A 17535-nucleotide genomic window follows, 5' to 3' on the forward strand; every position below is an offset into this window, starting at 1 on the left:
GGCCAGACAGTGAATGCAAGGAGTGTAAGGACATGAAGACGATCAAAGGCCCGGCGATTTTCCTCGCGCAATTTGTCGGGGACAAGGCACCCTTCGACACGCTCGACAATCTCGGCCAATGGGCGGCTTCCCTTGGTTACAAGGGCATTCAGGTGCCGACCGATCCCAAGCTCTTCGATCTTGAGAAAGCTGCCGCTTCCAAGGCTTATTGCGATGATATCAAGGGACGTCTGGCCGAGACAGGCGTCGAGATCACCGAGCTTTCAACCCATATTCAGGGCCAGCTCGTCGCTGTTCATCCTGCCTATGACGAGATGTTCGACGGTTTTGCGCCCGCCGAACTGCGCGGCAAACCGCAGGCGCGTCAGGAATGGGCGGTCAACCAGCTGAAGTGCGCGGCGAAAGCCTCGCAGCATCTGGGCCTCAAGAGCCATGCGAGTTTTTCCGGCGCGCTGGCGTGGCCTTTCATTTATCCCTGGCCGCAGCGCCCCGCAGGTCTTGTCGAAATGGCCTTTGCTGAACTCGGCAAGCGCTGGACGCCCATTCTCGATACATTCGAGGAGAATGGCGTCGATCTCTGCTACGAGCTGCATCCCGGCGAAGACCTGCATGACGGCATTACCTTCGAGCGTTTTCTGGAGGCGACCGGCAATCATTCCCGCGCCAACATCCTTTATGATCCCTCGCACTTCGTGCTTCAGGCGATGGATTATCTTGATTTCATCGATATCTACCACGAGCGCATCCGGGCCTTTCACGTCAAGGATGCCGAGTTCAATCCGACCGGCAGGTCCGGCGTCTATGGCGGTTATCAAGGCTGGGTCGACCGGCCGGGGCGCTTTCGTTCACTCGGCGACGGGCATGTCGATTTCGGCGCGGTGTTTTCCAAGCTCACCCAATACGACTTCGAAGGATGGGCCGTGCTGGAATGGGAATGCGCGCTGAAACACCCGGAGGACGGGGCGCGTGAAGGTGCCGGCTTCATTGAAAATCACATCATCCGCGTGACTGAGCGGGCTTTCGACGATTTCGCCAAAAGCGGCGCCGATGATGCTGCCAACCGTCGCCTTCTCGGGCTTTGAAAGGGATAGACATGTCCTCCGCAACAGCAAGATTTAATAGCCGCCGCATTCGTCTCGGCATGGTGGGTGGCGGTCAGGGTGCCTTTATCGGCGCGGTGCATCGTATCGCCGCGCGGCTCGACGACCGTTACGAATTGGTCGCTGGTGCACTTTCCTCCGACCCGGCACGCGCCAGCGCTTCGGCAACCCTGCTCGGCATTGCGCCCGAGCGGTCCTACGCTTCTTTTGAGGAGATGGCGTCGGCCGAGGCCGGTCGTGAAGACGGTATCGAGGCGGTCGCCATCGTCACTCCCAATCACCTGCATTTCGCCCCGTCCAAGGTCTTTCTCGAATCTGGCATCCATGTCATCTGCGACAAGCCCGTCACCGCGACGCTGGAGGAGGCCAAGGAGCTGGCGAAGATCGTGAGGGCATCCGACAGGCTGTTCATCCTCACGCATAATTACACCGGCTATGCCATGTTGCGGCAGATGCGGGAGATGGTGGCCAACGGTGCCATCGGCAAGCTGCGCCATGTCCAGGCAGAATATGCCCAGGACTGGCTGACCGAAGCGGTCGAAAAGACCGGCGCAAAGGGAGCGGAATGGCGCACCGATCCGAGCCGCTCGGGCGCGGGCGGGGCAATCGGCGACATAGGCACCCACGCTTTCAACGCCGCCGCCTTCGTGACCGGTGAAATTCCCGCGAGCCTCTACGCAGATCTCACTTCCTTCGTTCCGGGCAGGCAGCTGGATGACAGCGCCAATATTCTGCTGCGTTACGAAAGCGGCGCGAAGGGCATGCTCTGGGCAAGCCAGATCGCTGTCGGCAATGAAAACGCCCTGTCGCTCAGGGTCTATGGCGATAAGGGCGGCCTTGAATGGCACCACCGCGTGCCGGACGAGCTGTGGTTCACACCTTACGGCGAGCCCAAGCGGCTGATTACGCGCAATGGCGCGGGTGCAGGCGCTGCCGCCAACCGCGTCAGCCGTGTGCCATCAGGGCATCCGGAGGGATATCTCGAGGGTTTTGCGACGATCTACCGTGAAGCCGCAGACGCAATCATCGCAAAAAGGGAGGGAAAAGCAGCCGCCGGGGATGTGATTTATCCCGGCATAGAGGACGGCCTTGCGGGTCTCGCATTCATCGATGCGGCCGTGCGGTCCAGCCTGACCTCGTCCTGGGTAGAGATCGACATTTAGATCACTGGATATCGGGGACTGACGACGCAGGGCATCGGAGGTTGTGCCCAGCATTACCCGACTAATTGTTCGGAAGAGCACGGGCAGGCGTGTCGTCATATTGATCAAACGGAAAGGGAGTCACGCGTTTGAAAACGTTCAAGTCAAAATTCGCAAAGATGGCATTCGTCGTCGGACTGGCGGCCGGTTTCGCAAATCCGGTTTTTGCCGATGACAGCAAGACGCTGCCGATTGCCGCGCAGATGTACACACTGCGCAACGCCGGAACGCTTGAGGAGCAGCTTGCCATCCTCAACCGCGCGGGCGTTTCCGCCGTGGAAACGGTGGATATGCAGAAGGTCAGCGCCAGCGAGCTGAACGCGCTTCTGGAAAAGCACAAGATCAAGGTCATTTCCTCGCATGTGCCGATCGACAAGCTTCGCGGCAATCTCGACGAGGTCATCACCGAGCAGAAGGCTGTCGGCAATCCGGTCGTGACCGTGCCGTTCCTCAAGCCCGAAGACCGCCCTAAGGACGCTGCAGGCTGGACAGCCTTCGGCAAGGAACTTGGCGGATATGCCGACAAGCTTTCCGCGGCTGGCCTCTCCATGGCCTATCACAACCATGATTTTGAAATGGTCAAGTTCGACGGCAAGACGGCGCTTGAACTGCTGCTCGACGCCGCAGGCCCGAAACTGCAGAGCGAACTCGACGTCGCCTGGGTGGCGCGCAGCGGCAATGATCCGGCTGAGTTCCTCGGCACTCTGAACGGTCGGGTTTTTGCAATCCACGCCAAGGACAATGCACCGGCCGGCACGGCCGAAAACGAGCGCGGCTTTGCAACGATTGGCACCGGCGTTCTCGACTGGAAGACGATCCTGCCGGCGGCCAAACATGCCGGTGCACAATGGTTCATCCTTGAACACGACCTTCCGCTCGATGCCGAAGCGGTCGTGACCAAGGGCAACGCGTTCCTGAGCGAGCGCCTGCCGACCATTCAGTAAACACTACCAGTAAAACCAGAACCGCACCCCGGCGGCCGGTTTCGCCGGGGCGCATAAGGTTCGACAGACGCATGATGAAGTTTCCGCCGCGTTGCGACGGGGAGCGCATTGTCTCGTCGACTTTTTACCCAAGTACCAATCGGAGGAGTTATCATGGCGGACAATCATTATGATGCGATTGTTGTCGGTTCAGGCATAAGTGGAGGCTGGGCTGCAAAGGAACTCACGGAAAAAGGCCTGAAGGTTCTGCTGCTGGAGCGCGGCAGAAACATCGAGCACATTACCGACTATCAGAATGCCGACAAGGAAGCCTGGGACTATCCCCATCGCAACCGCGCCACGCAGGAGATGAAGGCGAAGTATCCGGTGCTCAGCCGCGACTATCTGCTGGAAGAGGCCACGCTCGGCATGTGGGCCGACGAGCAGGAAACGCCCTATGTCGAAGAAAAGCGTTTCGACTGGTTCCGTGGTTATCACGTCGGCGGCCGTTCGCTGCTGTGGGGACGCCAGACCTACCGCTGGTCGCAGACCGATTTCGAGGCCAATGCCAAAGAAGGGATCGCCGTTGACTGGCCGATCCGTTATCAGGACATTGCTCCCTGGTATGATTACGTCGAGCGTTTCGCCGGCATTTCCGGCAGCCGCGAAGGCCTGGACATTCTTCCTGATGGTGAATTCCTGCCGCCTATTCCGCTGAATTGCGTTGAAGAGGATGTGGCACGCCGGTTGAAAACCGCCTTTAAAGGCACGCGACACCTCATCAATTCGCGCTGCGCCAACATCACCCAGGAACTTCCCGATCAGGAGCGCACGCGCTGCCAGTTCCGCAACAAGTGCCGGTTGGGCTGTCCTTTCGGCGGCTATTTCAGCACGCAGTCATCGACCCTGCCGGCGGCAGTCGCCACCGGAAATCTTACGCTCCGGCCTTTCTCCATCGTCAAGGAAATCCTTTACGACAAGGACAAGAAGAAGGCGCGCGGTGTCGAAATCATCGATGCCGAAACGAACCTGACCTATGAATACACCGCCGATGTGATCTTCCTCAACGCTTCGACGCTCAACTCGACCTGGGTTCTGATGAACTCGGCCACCGACGTGTGGGAGGGAGGGCTCGGCAGCAGCTCGGGCGAACTCGGCCACAATGTGATGGACCACCATTTCCGCATGGGCGCCACCGGCGAGGTGGAAGGTTTCGAAGAGTTTTATTTCAAGGGCCGCCGCCCGGCGGGATTCTATATTCCCCGTTTCCGCAACACCGGCGACGACAAGCGGAGCTATCTGCGCGGTTTCGGTTATCAGGGATCCGCCAGCCGTTCGCGCTGGGAGCGGGAAATCGCCGAACTCAACATCGGAGCCGACTACAAGGAAGCACTGACCCAGCCGGGCGCCTGGACTATCGGCATGACTGCCTTCGGTGAAATGCTGCCTTATCACGAGAACCGCGTGAAGCTGGACCACGACAAGAAGGACAAATGGGGCCTGCCGGTCCTGTCGATGAATGTCGAGATGAAGCAGAACGAACTCGATATGCGCGAAGACATGGTCAATGACGCAGTCGAGATGTTCGAAGCGGTCGGCATCAAGAACGTCAAACCGTCGAGGGGTAGCTATGCGCCGGGCATGGGTATCCATGAAATGGGTACGGCCCGCATGGGACGCGACCCCAAAACTTCCGTGCTCAATGTCAACAACCAAGTCTGGGATGCGCCGAACGTCTTTGTCACTGACGGTGCCTGCATGACTTCGGCCTCCTGCGTTAACCCGTCGCTCACCTACATGGCGCTGACGGCGCGTGCCGCCGAATTTGCCGTTTCCGAACGCAAGAAGGGTAACCTGTGATGAACAGACGTGAACTGCTGAAACTGATAGCCATTGCCTCCGGTCTTCCGTTGATCGGCGCTGACGTGGTCACTGCGGCGGAAAACGCCGCCAAGCCTGCCGGCGACGTCCACGTGTTCAGCCCGGAGGAAATCCGGCTTCTGGACGAGGTGGCTGAAACGATTATCCCTCGCACATCCACCCCGGGTGCGAAGGACGCTGCCGTTGGCGCATTCATGGCAGTCTATGCGGCCGATTGTTACACGGGCGAACAGCGGAAACTCTTCCTCTCCGCTATGGCTGACATCGAAAAACGCAGCCGGACGGAATACAAGAAGGCGTTTCTGGAGCTGACGTCGCAGGAGCGGCAGACGCTGATTTCTGCGCTGGACAAACAGGCCCGGGCGGAACAGACACCGACCGCACCGCATCCCTTCACACTCGTCAAGCAGCTGACGCTGCTCGGTTTCTTCACCTCGAAGATCGGCGCCACCGAGGTTCTCGTTTACGACGAAATCCCCGGCGGCTTTGAGACCTGCGTTCCCTACAAGAAGGGTACGCCCGCCTGGGGCACGACCTGAATTGAGAACAAGCCGCCCGCCTGCATTCGCAGGCGGGCGCGTTCATACGGCAGAACAAGGATGACACGATGCGCAAGAGAATGATCATCACGGCGGCAATGCTGGCAGCAAGCGCCATTCCCGCTTTTTCAGAGGGCGATGTTGCAAAGGGGGAGGCGGCCTTCAAGCGCTGTTCCGCCTGTCACGCCATCGGCGAGGGCGCGAAAAACAAGGTCGGCCCGCAGCTTAACGGGATCATCGGCCGCACTGCGGGCGGCGATCCGGACTATAATTACTCGAATGCGATGAAGAAAGCAGGCGAGGAAGGGCTGGTGTGGACACCGGAGGAACTGCGAGACTTTCTCAGCGCTCCCAAGAAGAAAATCCCCGGAAACAAGATGGCCTTGGCGGGCATCAGCAAACCGGAAGAACTGGATAATCTTATCGCCTACATCGAAAGCGCGTCTTCGAAACCAGCCGAATGACAGCACGCCGTTTATCGAACATCAAAACTCCCGCAGTTTTGAGACGATGACCACGACTTTACCCTAGCATATCCTGCGCGCCGAAGGCCTTGCCAAGGAATTGCCAAGGCCTTCCGGCGTTGTCTTCAAGGATGCATTTGCGGTACTCAAACACCGGTTCTCAGGGGTCGGTCCGTCCTTCCTGCAGGCTCGACTTTTCGAACGACTTGTCCTGATGGAAGCCCAGTTTGGCCAAGCCGTTTTTCACCTCCGGTGCGTTCATGAATAAATCCCAGATCAGGCCGCTGCGATAGTTTTCCATCATCGCAACAACAGGCCCTTGATTGATCGCAAGATGCGTTCCGGACACCCAGCCGGTTGAGGGCTGGAATGAATCCATGAGGCCAAAGCGGCCGATGAGTGCACCATTGTTCCATTGCAGAAAACGCAAAGCCGCCTCGCGTGACCGATGAGAAAAGAAGGGCATGCTAGAGAGGGCTGCCGTTGTCGCAATGATGCCGTCATCGTCGGTCGGAGAATTTACGACATAGCCCTTTGGCCCATCACACGCAGACAGACCCCACCCGGCCTCACTTGGGTAACGCGTGCGGCAATAGCGGTAATTGATCATGCAATGCGCGTGAACCTGCTCCAGATAGTCGTGACAATAAACGTCGCCGAGACCGCGCGGATCGAGTGTGCAGAAGGAATAGTGGGACAGGAAAAGCGGTCCTCCATACGGCTGGCCAAGCGGCAGCCGAACACCGAGATACATCGATCCGTTCCGGATTTCGCCATCGCTTGCCCATCCGGAATGATAAGACTCGGCGCTGATTGCATGCGTCGTTGAACCCGCCGCGAGCACATAACAGACGAGGGCCTCGTTCCAGCCCACAATCGGCAAGTTTTTCGCCCAGGCATACCGACGGCTCCAATGCCAGAACAGCGGCCCGGGCTTTCCCCTGGTAAACCAGCCCCACTCCACCGTCTCGACGATTTCATTTATGGACCGGCGTAAATCGATTTCGGAGGATGTCTGCGCGCCAAAAAACTGCCTGACGCAGATCAGCGCCTGAACCAGAAGAGCGGTTTCAACGAGATCTCCGCCGTCGTCGAATTTCGCGAAGGGTATCGTTCTTCCGCTGGACGCATCGATGAAGTGAGGGAAGGCGCCATGAAAACGCTTCACACTTGCCAGCGATCTCAACATCCGGCTCGCCCGGGCGATGGCTTCCTGTTCGGTTATCCAAGAACGGCGGACACCAACGATGAGCGAAAGAAAACCAAACCCGATACCGGAGACCGACGCGATTTCATGGATCGAAAGACCATCGGATCGCATACGATCCCGCGGTAGGCCACTCTCCGGGTGGCTCCCGGACCAGAAATATTCAAAGGTATTGCGATGCAAACCATCAAGTTCAGCAGGTAATTTGTCCGTCAATTCCAACCTCAGCGACCAGCGGCAATCAGTCGGCAGATCGACTGCCAAGCCTTATCCGACTCTGTCACCATCTCCAAATTTCAAGCGGAGCGGTGAATGCCGGTAGCCGCAAAAATTCTCAGCTACCGCAGCATCTGTCTTATCGTCTCCACGATCTGCTCTTCGCAGTAGGGTTTCGTAAAGAAAGCCGTATCTGCCGCGATCATATGACCGGGATCTTCGAGATGGCCGGAAACCAGGATAACTTTGATAGGGGGCCACCTGTCACGAACAATGGCTGCCAGTTGCAGGCCGTCGACGCCGCGTGGCATATCGATATCAGTGAAAACAATTCGTATGTCTGCGCGTGCCTCAAGGATATTGACCGCCTCCGTAGCATCTGCCGCAGCGAGCGCTGTGTATCCTGCGGTTTCAACCAGATCCACGGCGGCAAGGCGTAGCAGCGGCTCATCCTCGACGACGAGTATTGTTGCCACATCGGCAGCATTCGAGGTCACGGTCATCATGACTGTCTCAAATGGGAAACCAGTCCCTGCATCGTTACCCGCAGGCCGTCAGGATCAAAATTTACCTCGACACCGCCTGTACCCATCAGACCAAGCTGGATGAGCTTCGATCCGAAACCTTTACCCGATGGAGCGGTCACCGGCGGGCCGTCCTGCTCCTTCCATTCCAGAACAAGCGCGTTCTCGCCGCCTGCATCTTCTATCGTCCATGAAATAACGACGGTTCCGGCATCAGAAGACCAGGCTCCGTATTTCAAGGCGTTTGTGCCAAGCTCGTGCATCAGGAGAGCCAGCGATAGCGCAGTCCTTGGCCCGATTTCCATGTCGGTGCCCGATATGCGGTATCGCTCGGGAAGAGAAAGTTGGCGAAGCACGGAATCGATCACTGCCACCATGCGCGCCGACGACCAGTCCTGATTGAGGAGAACCTCATGCGCATTGGAAAGCGCGCGTAATCTGCTCGTGAAGGCTTGGACAGGGGCTCTGTCGGTGACGGGGCGAAGCGTCTGTGTCGCAATCGCCTGGACCATGGCCATCGTGTTTTTGAGCCGGTGGCTGATCTCGTGATTGAGAACCTGCTGTTCCTGCTCGGCCCGAATCCTCGAGATCGCCTCACGCGTCCGGTCCGCTATCGCACGCACAAAATCACGCTCCTCGGACGAGAATTCATGCGGCTTGTCGTAGTGTACGAACATGACCCCCGCGAATGCACCTCTTTCGATGATTGGCACATTCACGAGGACGGAGATGCCTAATGAGTGTAGAAGCTCGGCTGAAGCGGAGGTTCTCGGATCTGTCGCCACATCGGGTATGATGACCGTCTCGCCGCGCTTCAAATCCTGGATGTAGGATCCGTAATTCCTGAAATGATGGAGCCCCGCGACGGTGAACATTCCCTCCGCACACCAGTCGGGAAGCATCTGCACCGTCTCGGCGATAGGATCAACGATGCCGTAGCCCGCCCGCGTCGCGCCTCTCAGACTCCGTGCCAAAATCTCGGCGGCGGCAAATGCCACTTCCGCAACAGTATCCAGCTCGCGGATCTTTTCGCCGAGTTCCAGGAATGCAAGCTGCCTGTCCTCCGACAGTTTTTGAGCGGTGGCGTTGCGTGCGACCTTGATATATCCCGGGACCTTGGGCGACGAATGGTTGGACATCGGCCGGATCGTGCCGTCCAGAAAGATGCTGGAGCCATCGGCAGCGAGGTGCCATCGGCGGTCGGGTGCAACCCCTTCGGACGTGGCTCTGCTCACTTCAGCCGCAGGAACGCCGGCTGCCCGGTCCTCCTCAGTAAAAATCGACTCAAACGGCCGTCCGAGCATCTCGGCTTCCGACCAGCCAAATGTCTCCTGCGCTCCACCAAACCAGCTTGTAATGCGCTGGTCTTCATCGATCGTCATGATAATATAGTCTTTGGCGCCTTCGACGATCAGGCGAAGCTTCGTTTCGCTGTCGCGTAAAGCCTCCTGGGCTTGCATACGATCAGTAACTTCAACAAACATGATGACGAACGCGTCTTCACCAGTGGCTTGAACATAGCCGTCAAACCACCGGTCCATCGATCCGATCTTGCGGGTGAAACGCTTGCTTTGTTGGGTCTCGACGGCCTCCACCACATCGGAAACCCACTCATTCTCGAATTCTGGAAAGAGTTCGCGCATGGTTCGACCAGGCACATTATCGCCTGGTAATCCAAGAAGACTGCTCCATGCGGGATTGACCGTCTCGTACCGCCAATCGACAATCGTTCCGTCGACGTCACGGATCACCGATCCTACGACGATGCCTTCCTCCAATTGCTGGAAAAGCGCACCCCAGCGCCGCTCGGAAAGGAAGGTCGCAATCTGGTTCGAGGCGACCCTTCCGATCTGGTTCAGTAACTGCAGCTCGCTTTCCGTCCATGTGCGTGGTTCTCCATCGATTGCTGCGAGCGCGCCGATCACCATGCCATCAGGGAGGGTTACAGGCACTCCCATGTAGGAGATCACGCCCAGATCGGTTATGGCCAGATTATTTCTAACGAGATCATGAACCGTCGCATCCCCGATGATCAAAGGCTGTCTGTCGCGAACCACATGCTGACAGAATGAATGCGTGAGTGGCGTTTCCGCTGCTTCAGCCCATTTGGGTGGCAACCCGACATGAGCGATGAAAACCTGCCGGTGCTCGTCCAGAATGGAGATCAAAGCCACTGGGCATTTCAGGCCGGTTTTGACGACCTCGATAATATCCTGGAATTCGGGTGGGCTCTGGACATCAAGCAGCCCAGAGTTTCGAACTGCGTCAATGCGTTCCGACGGTGAATTCAAGGTCAATCCTTATCCGCACAGGGGCGGCGTTGGTCAAGCCGACAAGGCGGCAAGCAGTTTGGGCGAAACAACAAGGCTGGGAGGAGGGGTAGCGGAACGCTCTGCGCCAATAACGATGCCTTCAATGAACTGCAAGGCATTTTGCAAACCGTTCATCGTGTAGGGTTTCTCGATCGCTCCAAGTGCGCCCGCAAAGTCCTCAGGTATTCTCTTCAGGTTACCCGAAACAAAAACATAGGGGATGGAGCTCGAGGAAAGATATCGGCCGACTTCTATGCCCGTTGGACCATCCAGCAATTGAATGTCTACAAATGCGAATTGCGGCAGTGCCTTGTTGGCAAGTTCGATAGCTTCCTTGCTGTCGGCAGCGATCCCCACAATCTCGTGTCCGGCGTCTTCCACTTCGCTTTCAAGTTCCATCGCCAGCAGAGCTTCGTCCTCTACGATCAAGATTTTCACAGGAGATCCTTTCAGTCTTTTACAGAAAGCGTGACACGAACATCCGAGAGGCTACCTTCAACCGTCCGAACTATCGTAGCACGCAATTGTTTTACGCATGCTTCCAGCATCTTTTTGCTAAAGGCTGCTTCTTCCTTGTCCACTTCGCCCGGCGTGACGGTATCGGCAACCCTGACAAGGAAGTGGCCGTTGAGGCGCTTGACCTCCAGGTGCAATTGCCCGCCACGGTCCTTCAATCCTCTGCGAATGGCGTCGCCGATGAGTTCGTTGATGATCAAGGCAAGGGGGGAGGCCTTGGTCGCCGGAACCACCACCTCATGAAGATCGGTGGTGAGGATGATGTCGGTTCGCTTCAAGGCTCCGATCTTGTCGAGCATCAATGTATTGGCAAAATCTGCGACATCGAAATGCCCTACATCTTCATCGTTCAGAAGCTTGCGCTGGACGGTGCTGAGTGCTTCGACCCTGTTCAGCACAGACATCAATGTGCGCTCGACAACATCATTGTCAGTCATCCGCGCCTGAAGCTTCACGATTGAGGCGATTGTCAGGAGGTTGTTTTTTACGCGATGATCAACTTCGTGGACGAGGGTTGTTTTTGCCCGCAATGCCTCAGTCAAATCCGCCGTTCGCAGCGCCACCTCTCCCTCCGCGATGTGGCGGGCGCGAGCGAGTTCGGCTTCCTTGCTCTTGATATCGGTGAAGTCGAGTTGCGAGGCGAAAAAATAGATGACGGTTCCGGAAGCATCGCGAACAGGACTTACGAAGAGAGCATTCCAAAACTCTGATCCGTCCTTGCGATAATTAAGGATGTCGATCGCCAAATCCTGCTCGGCTGCGATTGCCTCACGCAGCTTCGTAACTGAGCCAGGATCCGTGTCTGGACCCTGGAGCAGACGACAATTTTGACCAACCAGCTCTTCGGCGGAATAGCCCGTCAATCTGCTGAAAGCAGCATTGCAGAAGATGATTGGATTGTCGTTGAGGAGTGGATTTGTGATGATCATGGGCATGCGGGTGGCCTTGAAGGCTGCCGCAAACGGATCTTCAGAAGCGTGGCCAGATACTAGACGCTCTCCAGCGTCTTGGGCATCCTGCCGGAGGAGATCATTATCTTTCATGCAAGGTCCTGAAGGTAACGGTCCCCTAAAATGTGTGAATGGGAATTTGGTTCCAACGAAAAAGTGAATTATTCCTGTTTTACAGGGTAGGGGATCCACCATCTTTTTGCATATTGTCCGTGAGCAGGTCTGTCGGCGTCCGATAGCCGAGAGATCGGCCTGATGACGTCAGTAGAACAAAAACGGGGCGACCAATTGGCCGCCCCGCTTGATGTGAGACTGGGTCGAAACCTCAAGCAGGCCGTTCTTCGCCCGCGTTCGGCCTCCAGGTGATTAGCTTTCTCTCGGCGACATCGAGAATGAGATCGATGACGAGAACAAAAATGGCGAGAATGATGATACCGGCGAAAACGCCGACCGCGTCGAAGTTACCTTCCGAACGGGCGATCAGGTAACCGAGGCCTGCGGAAGACCCGAGATATTCGCCGATGATCGCGCCAACCACCGCAAATCCGACGGATGTGCGCAGCGACGACAGAATCCAGCTGGCTGCCGCCGGAAAATAAACATGACGCAAGAGATCAGAGCGCTTTGCACCGAGAATGCGCGTGTTGGAAAGCACGACGGGGTTTACTTCGCGAACACCTTGCATAGCGTTGAAGAACGTCACGAAGAAGACGAGGGTGACCGCAAGAGCGACCTTTGACCAGAGGCCAAGCCCCAGCCAAAGGACGAAAATTGGCGCGAGGACCACACGCGGGATGGCATTCACGGCCTTGATGAACGGATCCAACACACGGGCCACGAAGGGACTGAGGCCCAGCCAGACACCGGCGCCGACGCCGAGACCTGTACCGATGAGGTAACCGAGAACCGTTTCACTCAAGGTGATACCGACATGTTTGTAAAAGCCGGCATCGGCAACCCAGGTGATGACCTGCTTGACGATGTCGATGGGTGCCGGGAAGAAGAAGCGGTCGATCGCCCCGGAGCTTACCCCGAGTTGCCACCCACCCAGGAGCACGACCAGAAGCACGATCTGGATGATGCGAACATTAACGGCTTGCATAGCTTTTCTCCACTTCGCCGCGCAAAGACGCCCATATATCGCGATATAGGGTCATGAATTTCGGATCGAGCTTGATTTCGGCCACGTTGCGGGGCCGTTCCAGATCAACCGGGAAGCTCTCGATAACCCGGCTCTTGGGGCCGGCGGCAAGGACGACAACCCGGTCGCCGAGTGCAATCGCCTCTTCGAGATCGTGCGTGATCATGACCACTGCACGGCGATCCTCTTGCCACAATCTCAGGAGTTCATTCTGCATAAGGTGGCGCGTGTGAATGTCGAGTGCGGAGAAGGGCTCGTCCATCAGGATGACCTTCGGCTCGGTTATAAGCGCCTGCGCCATCTGGACACGTTTGCGCTGTCCGCCTGAAAGTTGATGCGGAAAGCGCTCTTCAAACCCCTTCAGGCCAACTTTTTCCAGCCAGGCCAGAACTTTGGTACGGCGCTCATGTTCGGATACGCCGCGGAACAGCAGGCCAAGCTCGACATTCTGATAGGCCGTTTTCCAGGGAAGCAGCGCATCCTGCTGGAAGAGATATCCGATGTTGTTCTGCACGCCCTGCACGGCCGAACCATCGATGGAGACCTTTCCCTGCGCCGGTTTCAGCAAACCCGCGATGGCATTGAGAATGGTGGACTTGCCGCATCCGGTTGGGCCGACAATCGAGAGAAACTCACCATCTCCAACTTTCAGGTTCACATCCTGGACCGCAACGAACGCGCCAAAGGCCATTGTTACGTTCTCGATTGCCACCATTGGCTGAAGATTGAGTTCCGCCACGGGTTCTAGCTTTCTAATTGGCAAAGACATTGAAGACCCTCAGTTTACGCCCTTCGAAGCCGCAGCCTCGACGAACTTGTTGGTGTAGGTCGTGTTGAGATCGATCGTGGCCTTCGCGACTGCGTCGTTGAAGCTTTTCAAAACCGCCAACGGGGTTTCCAGATCGGCCTGGTTGAAGGTTCCATCTTCGGAGAAGATCGCCTTGGCGGCTTCGACGGCCTTGATGTAGGTCTGCTTGTCGCCGGACACGAAATCATCGGGAAGCTTTGCAACGATTTCCTCGGCCGAATGCTCCTTCATCCAATGCAGCGCCTTTACCGTGGCATTGGTAACCTTCTGAATCACCTCGGGATGTGCATCGATGTATTCCTGCGTCGCATACAAGACGGAGGTGGGGTAGATCCCGCCGTAGACATCCTTGGCGCCCTGATCGCTGCGGGCATCGATCAAAATCTTGCCAAGACCACGCTCAACCACGATCGTCGCAGCCGGATCGTAATTGACCAACAGGTCAATCTTGCCCTGCTGCAGAGCGGCAACAGCAGCAGCGCCAGAGCCAACGCCGATGATGGCGATGTCGTTGTCGCTCAAATTGTGCTGCTTCATGTAATAACGAATGAAGAAATCGGACGAAGACCCGGGCGAGGTGATCCCGACCTTTTTGCCCTTGATGGTTTCAGGTTTTGCCGGATCGAAGTCCGTATCGTTCTTTCCTGCGAGAACCAGCCCGGAATTGCGGGCAAGCTGGACGAAGCCAACCACGTGCTTGTTCTGGGACTGCATCTGGATCGTGTGATCGTAGAAACCGACGGCTACATCCGTGGACCCTGCGACGAGCGCCTGCAGGACTTTCGAACCGCCTTGGGCAAAGTTCTCGGTCGTCACCTCAAGGCCCTCGTCCTTGTAGAAGCCGAGGCTGGCCGCCACCGGAAAAGGCAGGTTGTTGAGGTTGTACGAACCAACACTCATTCTGACGGATTCTGCATTTGCCGACGCTGCCAGCGCACAGAGCGCCGCTGTTGCAAGCAAGTATTTACGCATGAGGGTCTCCTCCCAGTTTTGCTATGTTTTGAGCCAGTATGGCTTTGTCTAGGCTGCGTCTTCAATCGCAGCGTTTGGCTTGGCGAAGGCAAAGCCTTCGAAAAGTCTGCGGGCCGTTCTCACAAGCCCGGCTGTTATTGCTCCGTTCCGCATCTCAAGTTGCACGTCCAGCCGACCGGCGGGATGCTCGATGCAGATCTGGGTCGGAACAGATCGATTTCCCGCTTGTTCAAATGCCACGGAGCCTTCCGTGATCGCTGCGGTTGCTATGCCAACGGCGCCGGTCGTTGCCAGGGCAGGGTGGCACTCATTGGGCATGAAGTACCGGACAGACAGAGTGCCTCCCTTGCGGGCCGGCGCTACGATCACGGGTTTTGGTATGACCATATCCGTTACATTCCCCATCCCCATCAATTTGCCTGCCTGAATGCGTATGCGGGTCAATCGTTCGATGAGATCGCTATTGGAAGTCAGCGTTTGCGGATCTTCATATCCCGTGACGCCGAGGTCTCCCGCACGCATGAGGACCATCGGAATTGCGCAGTCTATCGCTGTCACATCTATTCCCTCAACCGTGTCGACAGGGTTTCCGGTGGGCAACAGTTTTCCGGTTTTCGCACCCGCCGCATCCACGAAAGTCAGGGCGATCGGTGCAGCCAGACCCGGAACGCCGTCGATGGATGCGTCTCCGAGATAAATTACTTCGCGACCACGCGTCGGCACCTTTGCCTCGATCAATTTTCCGGTGTTCACGTTGTGGATGCGAACAACGGTATCGCTTCCCCGAGCCTCCACAAGTCCCGCTTCGATCGCAAAGGGACCGACCGCGGCCAGCATATTTCCGCAATTGGGCGAATAGTCGACATACTGCCTGTCGGTACGAACCTGTGCGAACAGATAGTCGATGTCTGCGCCTTCAACGGTGGAAGGATCTATGATCGCCACTTTCGAGGTGACCGGATTGCCGCCTCCTATCCCGTCTATCTGCAGTGGATGACCGGAACCCATGATGGACAAAAGTGCCGCATCCCGTTCCGCTCGATTACGCGGAAGGTCAGACGCCAGGAAGAACGGTCCACGAGATGTTCCACCGCGCATCAGCACACAGGGTATCTTAAGCAGGTCGTTCATTTGTCGCCTCAATCTTGCATTTGGTGGATCAATCCGCCTTGTTGTTGCAATATGAGCAAAAGAATCTAATCTGTTAAATGCAATGTTTGGAGGTATTATTGCGATATGAGCATCAATTGCGAAATTCTGGATCTAAGAGCATTTCAAGCAGTAGTTGAGCTTGAAAGTTTTCATAGGGCTGCCGACGCGTTGCATATTTCGCAACCGGCGCTTACCCGGCGCATCCAGAAACTGGAACAGGCCATTGGCGCGCCACTCCTGGAAAGGACCACACGCCACGTTGCCCCGACAGCGATGGGTCAGGAGGTAATGCCGCTTGTCCGACGCATGCTGGAGGAGTTCGACGGATCGCTTTTTGCGATGAAAGATGGTGCACATCGGCGCGGCCTCATCACGATGGCCTGCGTTCCAACCGCAGCGTTTTATTTTCTACCCACCGTGATCAAAACATTTAGCAAGCAATATCCGCATATTAGGCTGCGTATCAGAGACCTTACGGCAAACGAGGGGCTGCAGGCGGTTGCGCGAGGCGAGGTGGAGTTCGGGATAAACCTCATGGGTAATTCTGATCCAGACCTGGCATTCGAACCTCTCATCGATGACCCGTTTGTGCTGGCGATGCGGAAAGACCATCCTCTGGCGGCTTTCGAAACGATCCAATGGAATCAACTGGAGCCTTACCCGCTGGTTGTCGTCGATCGCTCCAGCGGCAATAGAACGCTTCTGGATGGCGCACTCGCGCGGCACAATCTAAAGCTGAACTGGTTCTACGAGGTGACCCATCTCAACACGTCGCTTGGCCTGGTGGAGGCTGGGTTGGGGATTTCCGTGTTGCCGCGACTGGCTACCCCACAGGATGACCATCCTTTCCTCGTTACGCGGCCGATCGTTAATCCCGTGGTCTCCCGAACCATCGGTATCGTGCAAAGAAGAAGCAGCGCCTTATCTCCCGCCGCGGAGAAATTCGTGGAAATGCTGTTGAAGACCTGGAAAACGCCTTAGGGTTCACAATCGTGTATCTTGCCGCGAAGGGCCCGGGTCTGACGTCACCTGGTGGAAGGTCGAGAAACGGGCGAGGGTGACGCCGTCTTCTCAGACATGGTTGCGTCGTCACGCCGCCTTACCGGCTCTTCTAATAGCGGACCGCCTTGGCGTTCTGGGTCATAGATATGGGTTTTGCTGTTGCCATTTTGGCTGTTGAAGGAAACGGCGACGTGCGCCGCGCCGATTGACGTCAGCAAGCTCAATACTGATCAACCGTACAATGTAGATATGGTTAAAGATCATAGCCTGCTTATCGACTGACAAGGCATACTCGCAGCAAGAGCGACCTCCATCAGTATCCCTTGAGGCAATAATGTGAGGCGGAAATTGAGTGGTGTTTTGTTTAGAGCGAAAGGATGCGTTACGCTTCGACCCAGTGCGATAACGCAACAACCAGATAAGGTTCAAAACGAGTTCTGAAGGTTGCCCAAACGGTCATTTGGACTGAAAACGCAAGACATTTCAATCGGTACAAGTTCCATAATCTATCTTATGCGATTATCGTATGTAGCCGCAAAGTTAAAGTGTCCTGTTTCTGCAAAGTTGGAATGTCACACTCCCCGGACCTGAATGATACCGGGGAGATTGCGGATGGGATTGATCAC

The 17535-nt window shown here is 56.6% G+C and carries 16 protein-coding genes; 7 read left to right on the forward strand and 9 right to left on the reverse strand.

Going from position 1 to position 17535, the window contains the following annotated elements; genetic code table 11:
* Positions 1-32: 32 nt before the first annotated feature.
* The 6 genes from ACQZ5Y_RS27730 (at position 33) to ACQZ5Y_RS27755 (ending at position 6109) form a co-directional block, all read left to right on the forward strand.
* Positions 33-1082: a sugar phosphate isomerase/epimerase family protein gene (locus tag ACQZ5Y_RS27730; protein WP_174049449.1), complete on the forward strand. Its 1050-nt coding sequence runs from the start codon at positions 33-35 to the stop codon at positions 1080-1082.
* Positions 1083-1093: 11 nt separating this feature from the next.
* Positions 1094-2263: a Gfo/Idh/MocA family protein gene (locus tag ACQZ5Y_RS27735; protein ID WP_065687374.1), complete on the forward strand. Its 1170-nt coding sequence runs from the start codon at positions 1094-1096 to the stop codon at positions 2261-2263.
* Between the two features lie 128 nt (positions 2264-2391).
* A complete protein-coding gene (locus ACQZ5Y_RS27740; protein ID WP_025593424.1) occupies positions 2392-3246 on the forward strand; it encodes a sugar phosphate isomerase/epimerase family protein in 855 nt (284 codons plus the stop codon).
* Positions 3247-3399: 153 nt separating this feature from the next.
* The gene (locus ACQZ5Y_RS27745; RefSeq protein WP_174049448.1) at positions 3400-5085 is read left to right on the forward strand and encodes a GMC oxidoreductase; all 1686 of its coding nucleotides are present in this window, start codon (positions 3400-3402) and stop codon (positions 5083-5085) included.
* The gene (locus tag ACQZ5Y_RS27750) at positions 5085-5645 is read left to right on the forward strand and encodes a gluconate 2-dehydrogenase subunit 3 family protein (RefSeq protein WP_112959057.1); all 561 of its coding nucleotides are present in this window, start codon (positions 5085-5087) and stop codon (positions 5643-5645) included. Before ACQZ5Y_RS27745 ends, ACQZ5Y_RS27750 begins: the two co-directional genes overlap by 1 nt.
* A 68-nt stretch (positions 5646-5713) precedes the next feature.
* A complete protein-coding gene (locus ACQZ5Y_RS27755) occupies positions 5714-6109 on the forward strand; it encodes a c-type cytochrome (protein WP_174049447.1) in 396 nt (131 codons plus the stop codon).
* A gap of 160 nt (positions 6110-6269) precedes the next feature.
* Here ACQZ5Y_RS27755 and ACQZ5Y_RS27760 read toward each other — a convergent pair whose 3' ends face one another.
* The 9 genes from ACQZ5Y_RS27760 to ACQZ5Y_RS27800 form a co-directional block, all read right to left on the reverse strand.
* Positions 6270-7430 (reverse strand): glucoamylase family protein, encoded by a 1161-nt coding sequence (locus ACQZ5Y_RS27760; RefSeq protein ID WP_003515227.1) that lies wholly within the window; start codon positions 7428-7430, stop codon positions 6270-6272.
* Positions 7431-7654: 224 nt separating this feature from the next.
* Positions 7655-8038 carry a response regulator gene (locus tag ACQZ5Y_RS27765; RefSeq protein ID WP_025593416.1) on the reverse strand — a complete coding sequence of 128 codons (384 nt, stop codon included), beginning with the start codon at positions 8036-8038 and terminating at the stop codon, positions 7655-7657.
* Positions 8035-10353 carry a GAF domain-containing protein gene (locus tag ACQZ5Y_RS27770; protein ID WP_448782563.1) on the reverse strand — a complete coding sequence of 773 codons (2319 nt, stop codon included), beginning with the start codon at positions 10351-10353 and terminating at the stop codon, positions 8035-8037. The genes ACQZ5Y_RS27765 and ACQZ5Y_RS27770 overlap by 4 nt, the downstream gene beginning before the upstream one ends.
* Positions 10354-10380: 27 nt before the next feature.
* Positions 10381-10806, reverse strand: coding sequence for a response regulator (locus ACQZ5Y_RS27775; protein ID WP_003515224.1), 426 nt, complete (start codon positions 10804-10806; stop codon positions 10381-10383).
* An 11-nt stretch (positions 10807-10817) separates the two neighbouring features.
* Positions 10818-11927 carry a PAS domain-containing protein gene (locus ACQZ5Y_RS27780; RefSeq protein ID WP_065687379.1) on the reverse strand — a complete coding sequence of 370 codons (1110 nt, stop codon included), beginning with the start codon at positions 11925-11927 and terminating at the stop codon, positions 10818-10820.
* A 232-nt stretch (positions 11928-12159) separates the two neighbouring features.
* On the reverse strand, positions 12160-12936 hold the full coding sequence (locus ACQZ5Y_RS27785) for an ABC transporter permease (protein WP_003515221.1): 777 nt from the start codon (positions 12934-12936) through the stop codon (positions 12160-12162).
* A complete protein-coding gene (locus tag ACQZ5Y_RS27790) occupies positions 12923-13744 on the reverse strand; it encodes an ABC transporter ATP-binding protein (RefSeq protein WP_013636075.1) in 822 nt (273 codons plus the stop codon). Before ACQZ5Y_RS27790 ends, ACQZ5Y_RS27785 begins: the two co-directional genes overlap by 14 nt.
* Before the next feature lie 9 nt (positions 13745-13753).
* Complete coding sequence (locus tag ACQZ5Y_RS27795) at positions 13754-14755, reverse strand: ABC transporter substrate-binding protein (protein ID WP_003515219.1); 1002 nt, start codon at positions 14753-14755, stop codon at positions 13754-13756.
* 48 nt (positions 14756-14803) lie between these two features.
* The gene (locus ACQZ5Y_RS27800; protein WP_174049444.1) at positions 14804-15886 is read right to left on the reverse strand and encodes a 4-oxalomesaconate tautomerase; all 1083 of its coding nucleotides are present in this window, start codon (positions 15884-15886) and stop codon (positions 14804-14806) included.
* A gap of 105 nt (positions 15887-15991) precedes the next feature.
* On the opposite strand from ACQZ5Y_RS27800, the gene ACQZ5Y_RS27805 reads away from it, so the two are divergent.
* Positions 15992-16888: a LysR family transcriptional regulator gene (locus tag ACQZ5Y_RS27805; protein ID WP_003515217.1), complete on the forward strand. Its 897-nt coding sequence runs from the start codon at positions 15992-15994 to the stop codon at positions 16886-16888.
* Positions 16889-17535: the final 647 nt, after the last annotated feature.

This window comes from Agrobacterium sp. A3-95, assembly GCF_053521785.1.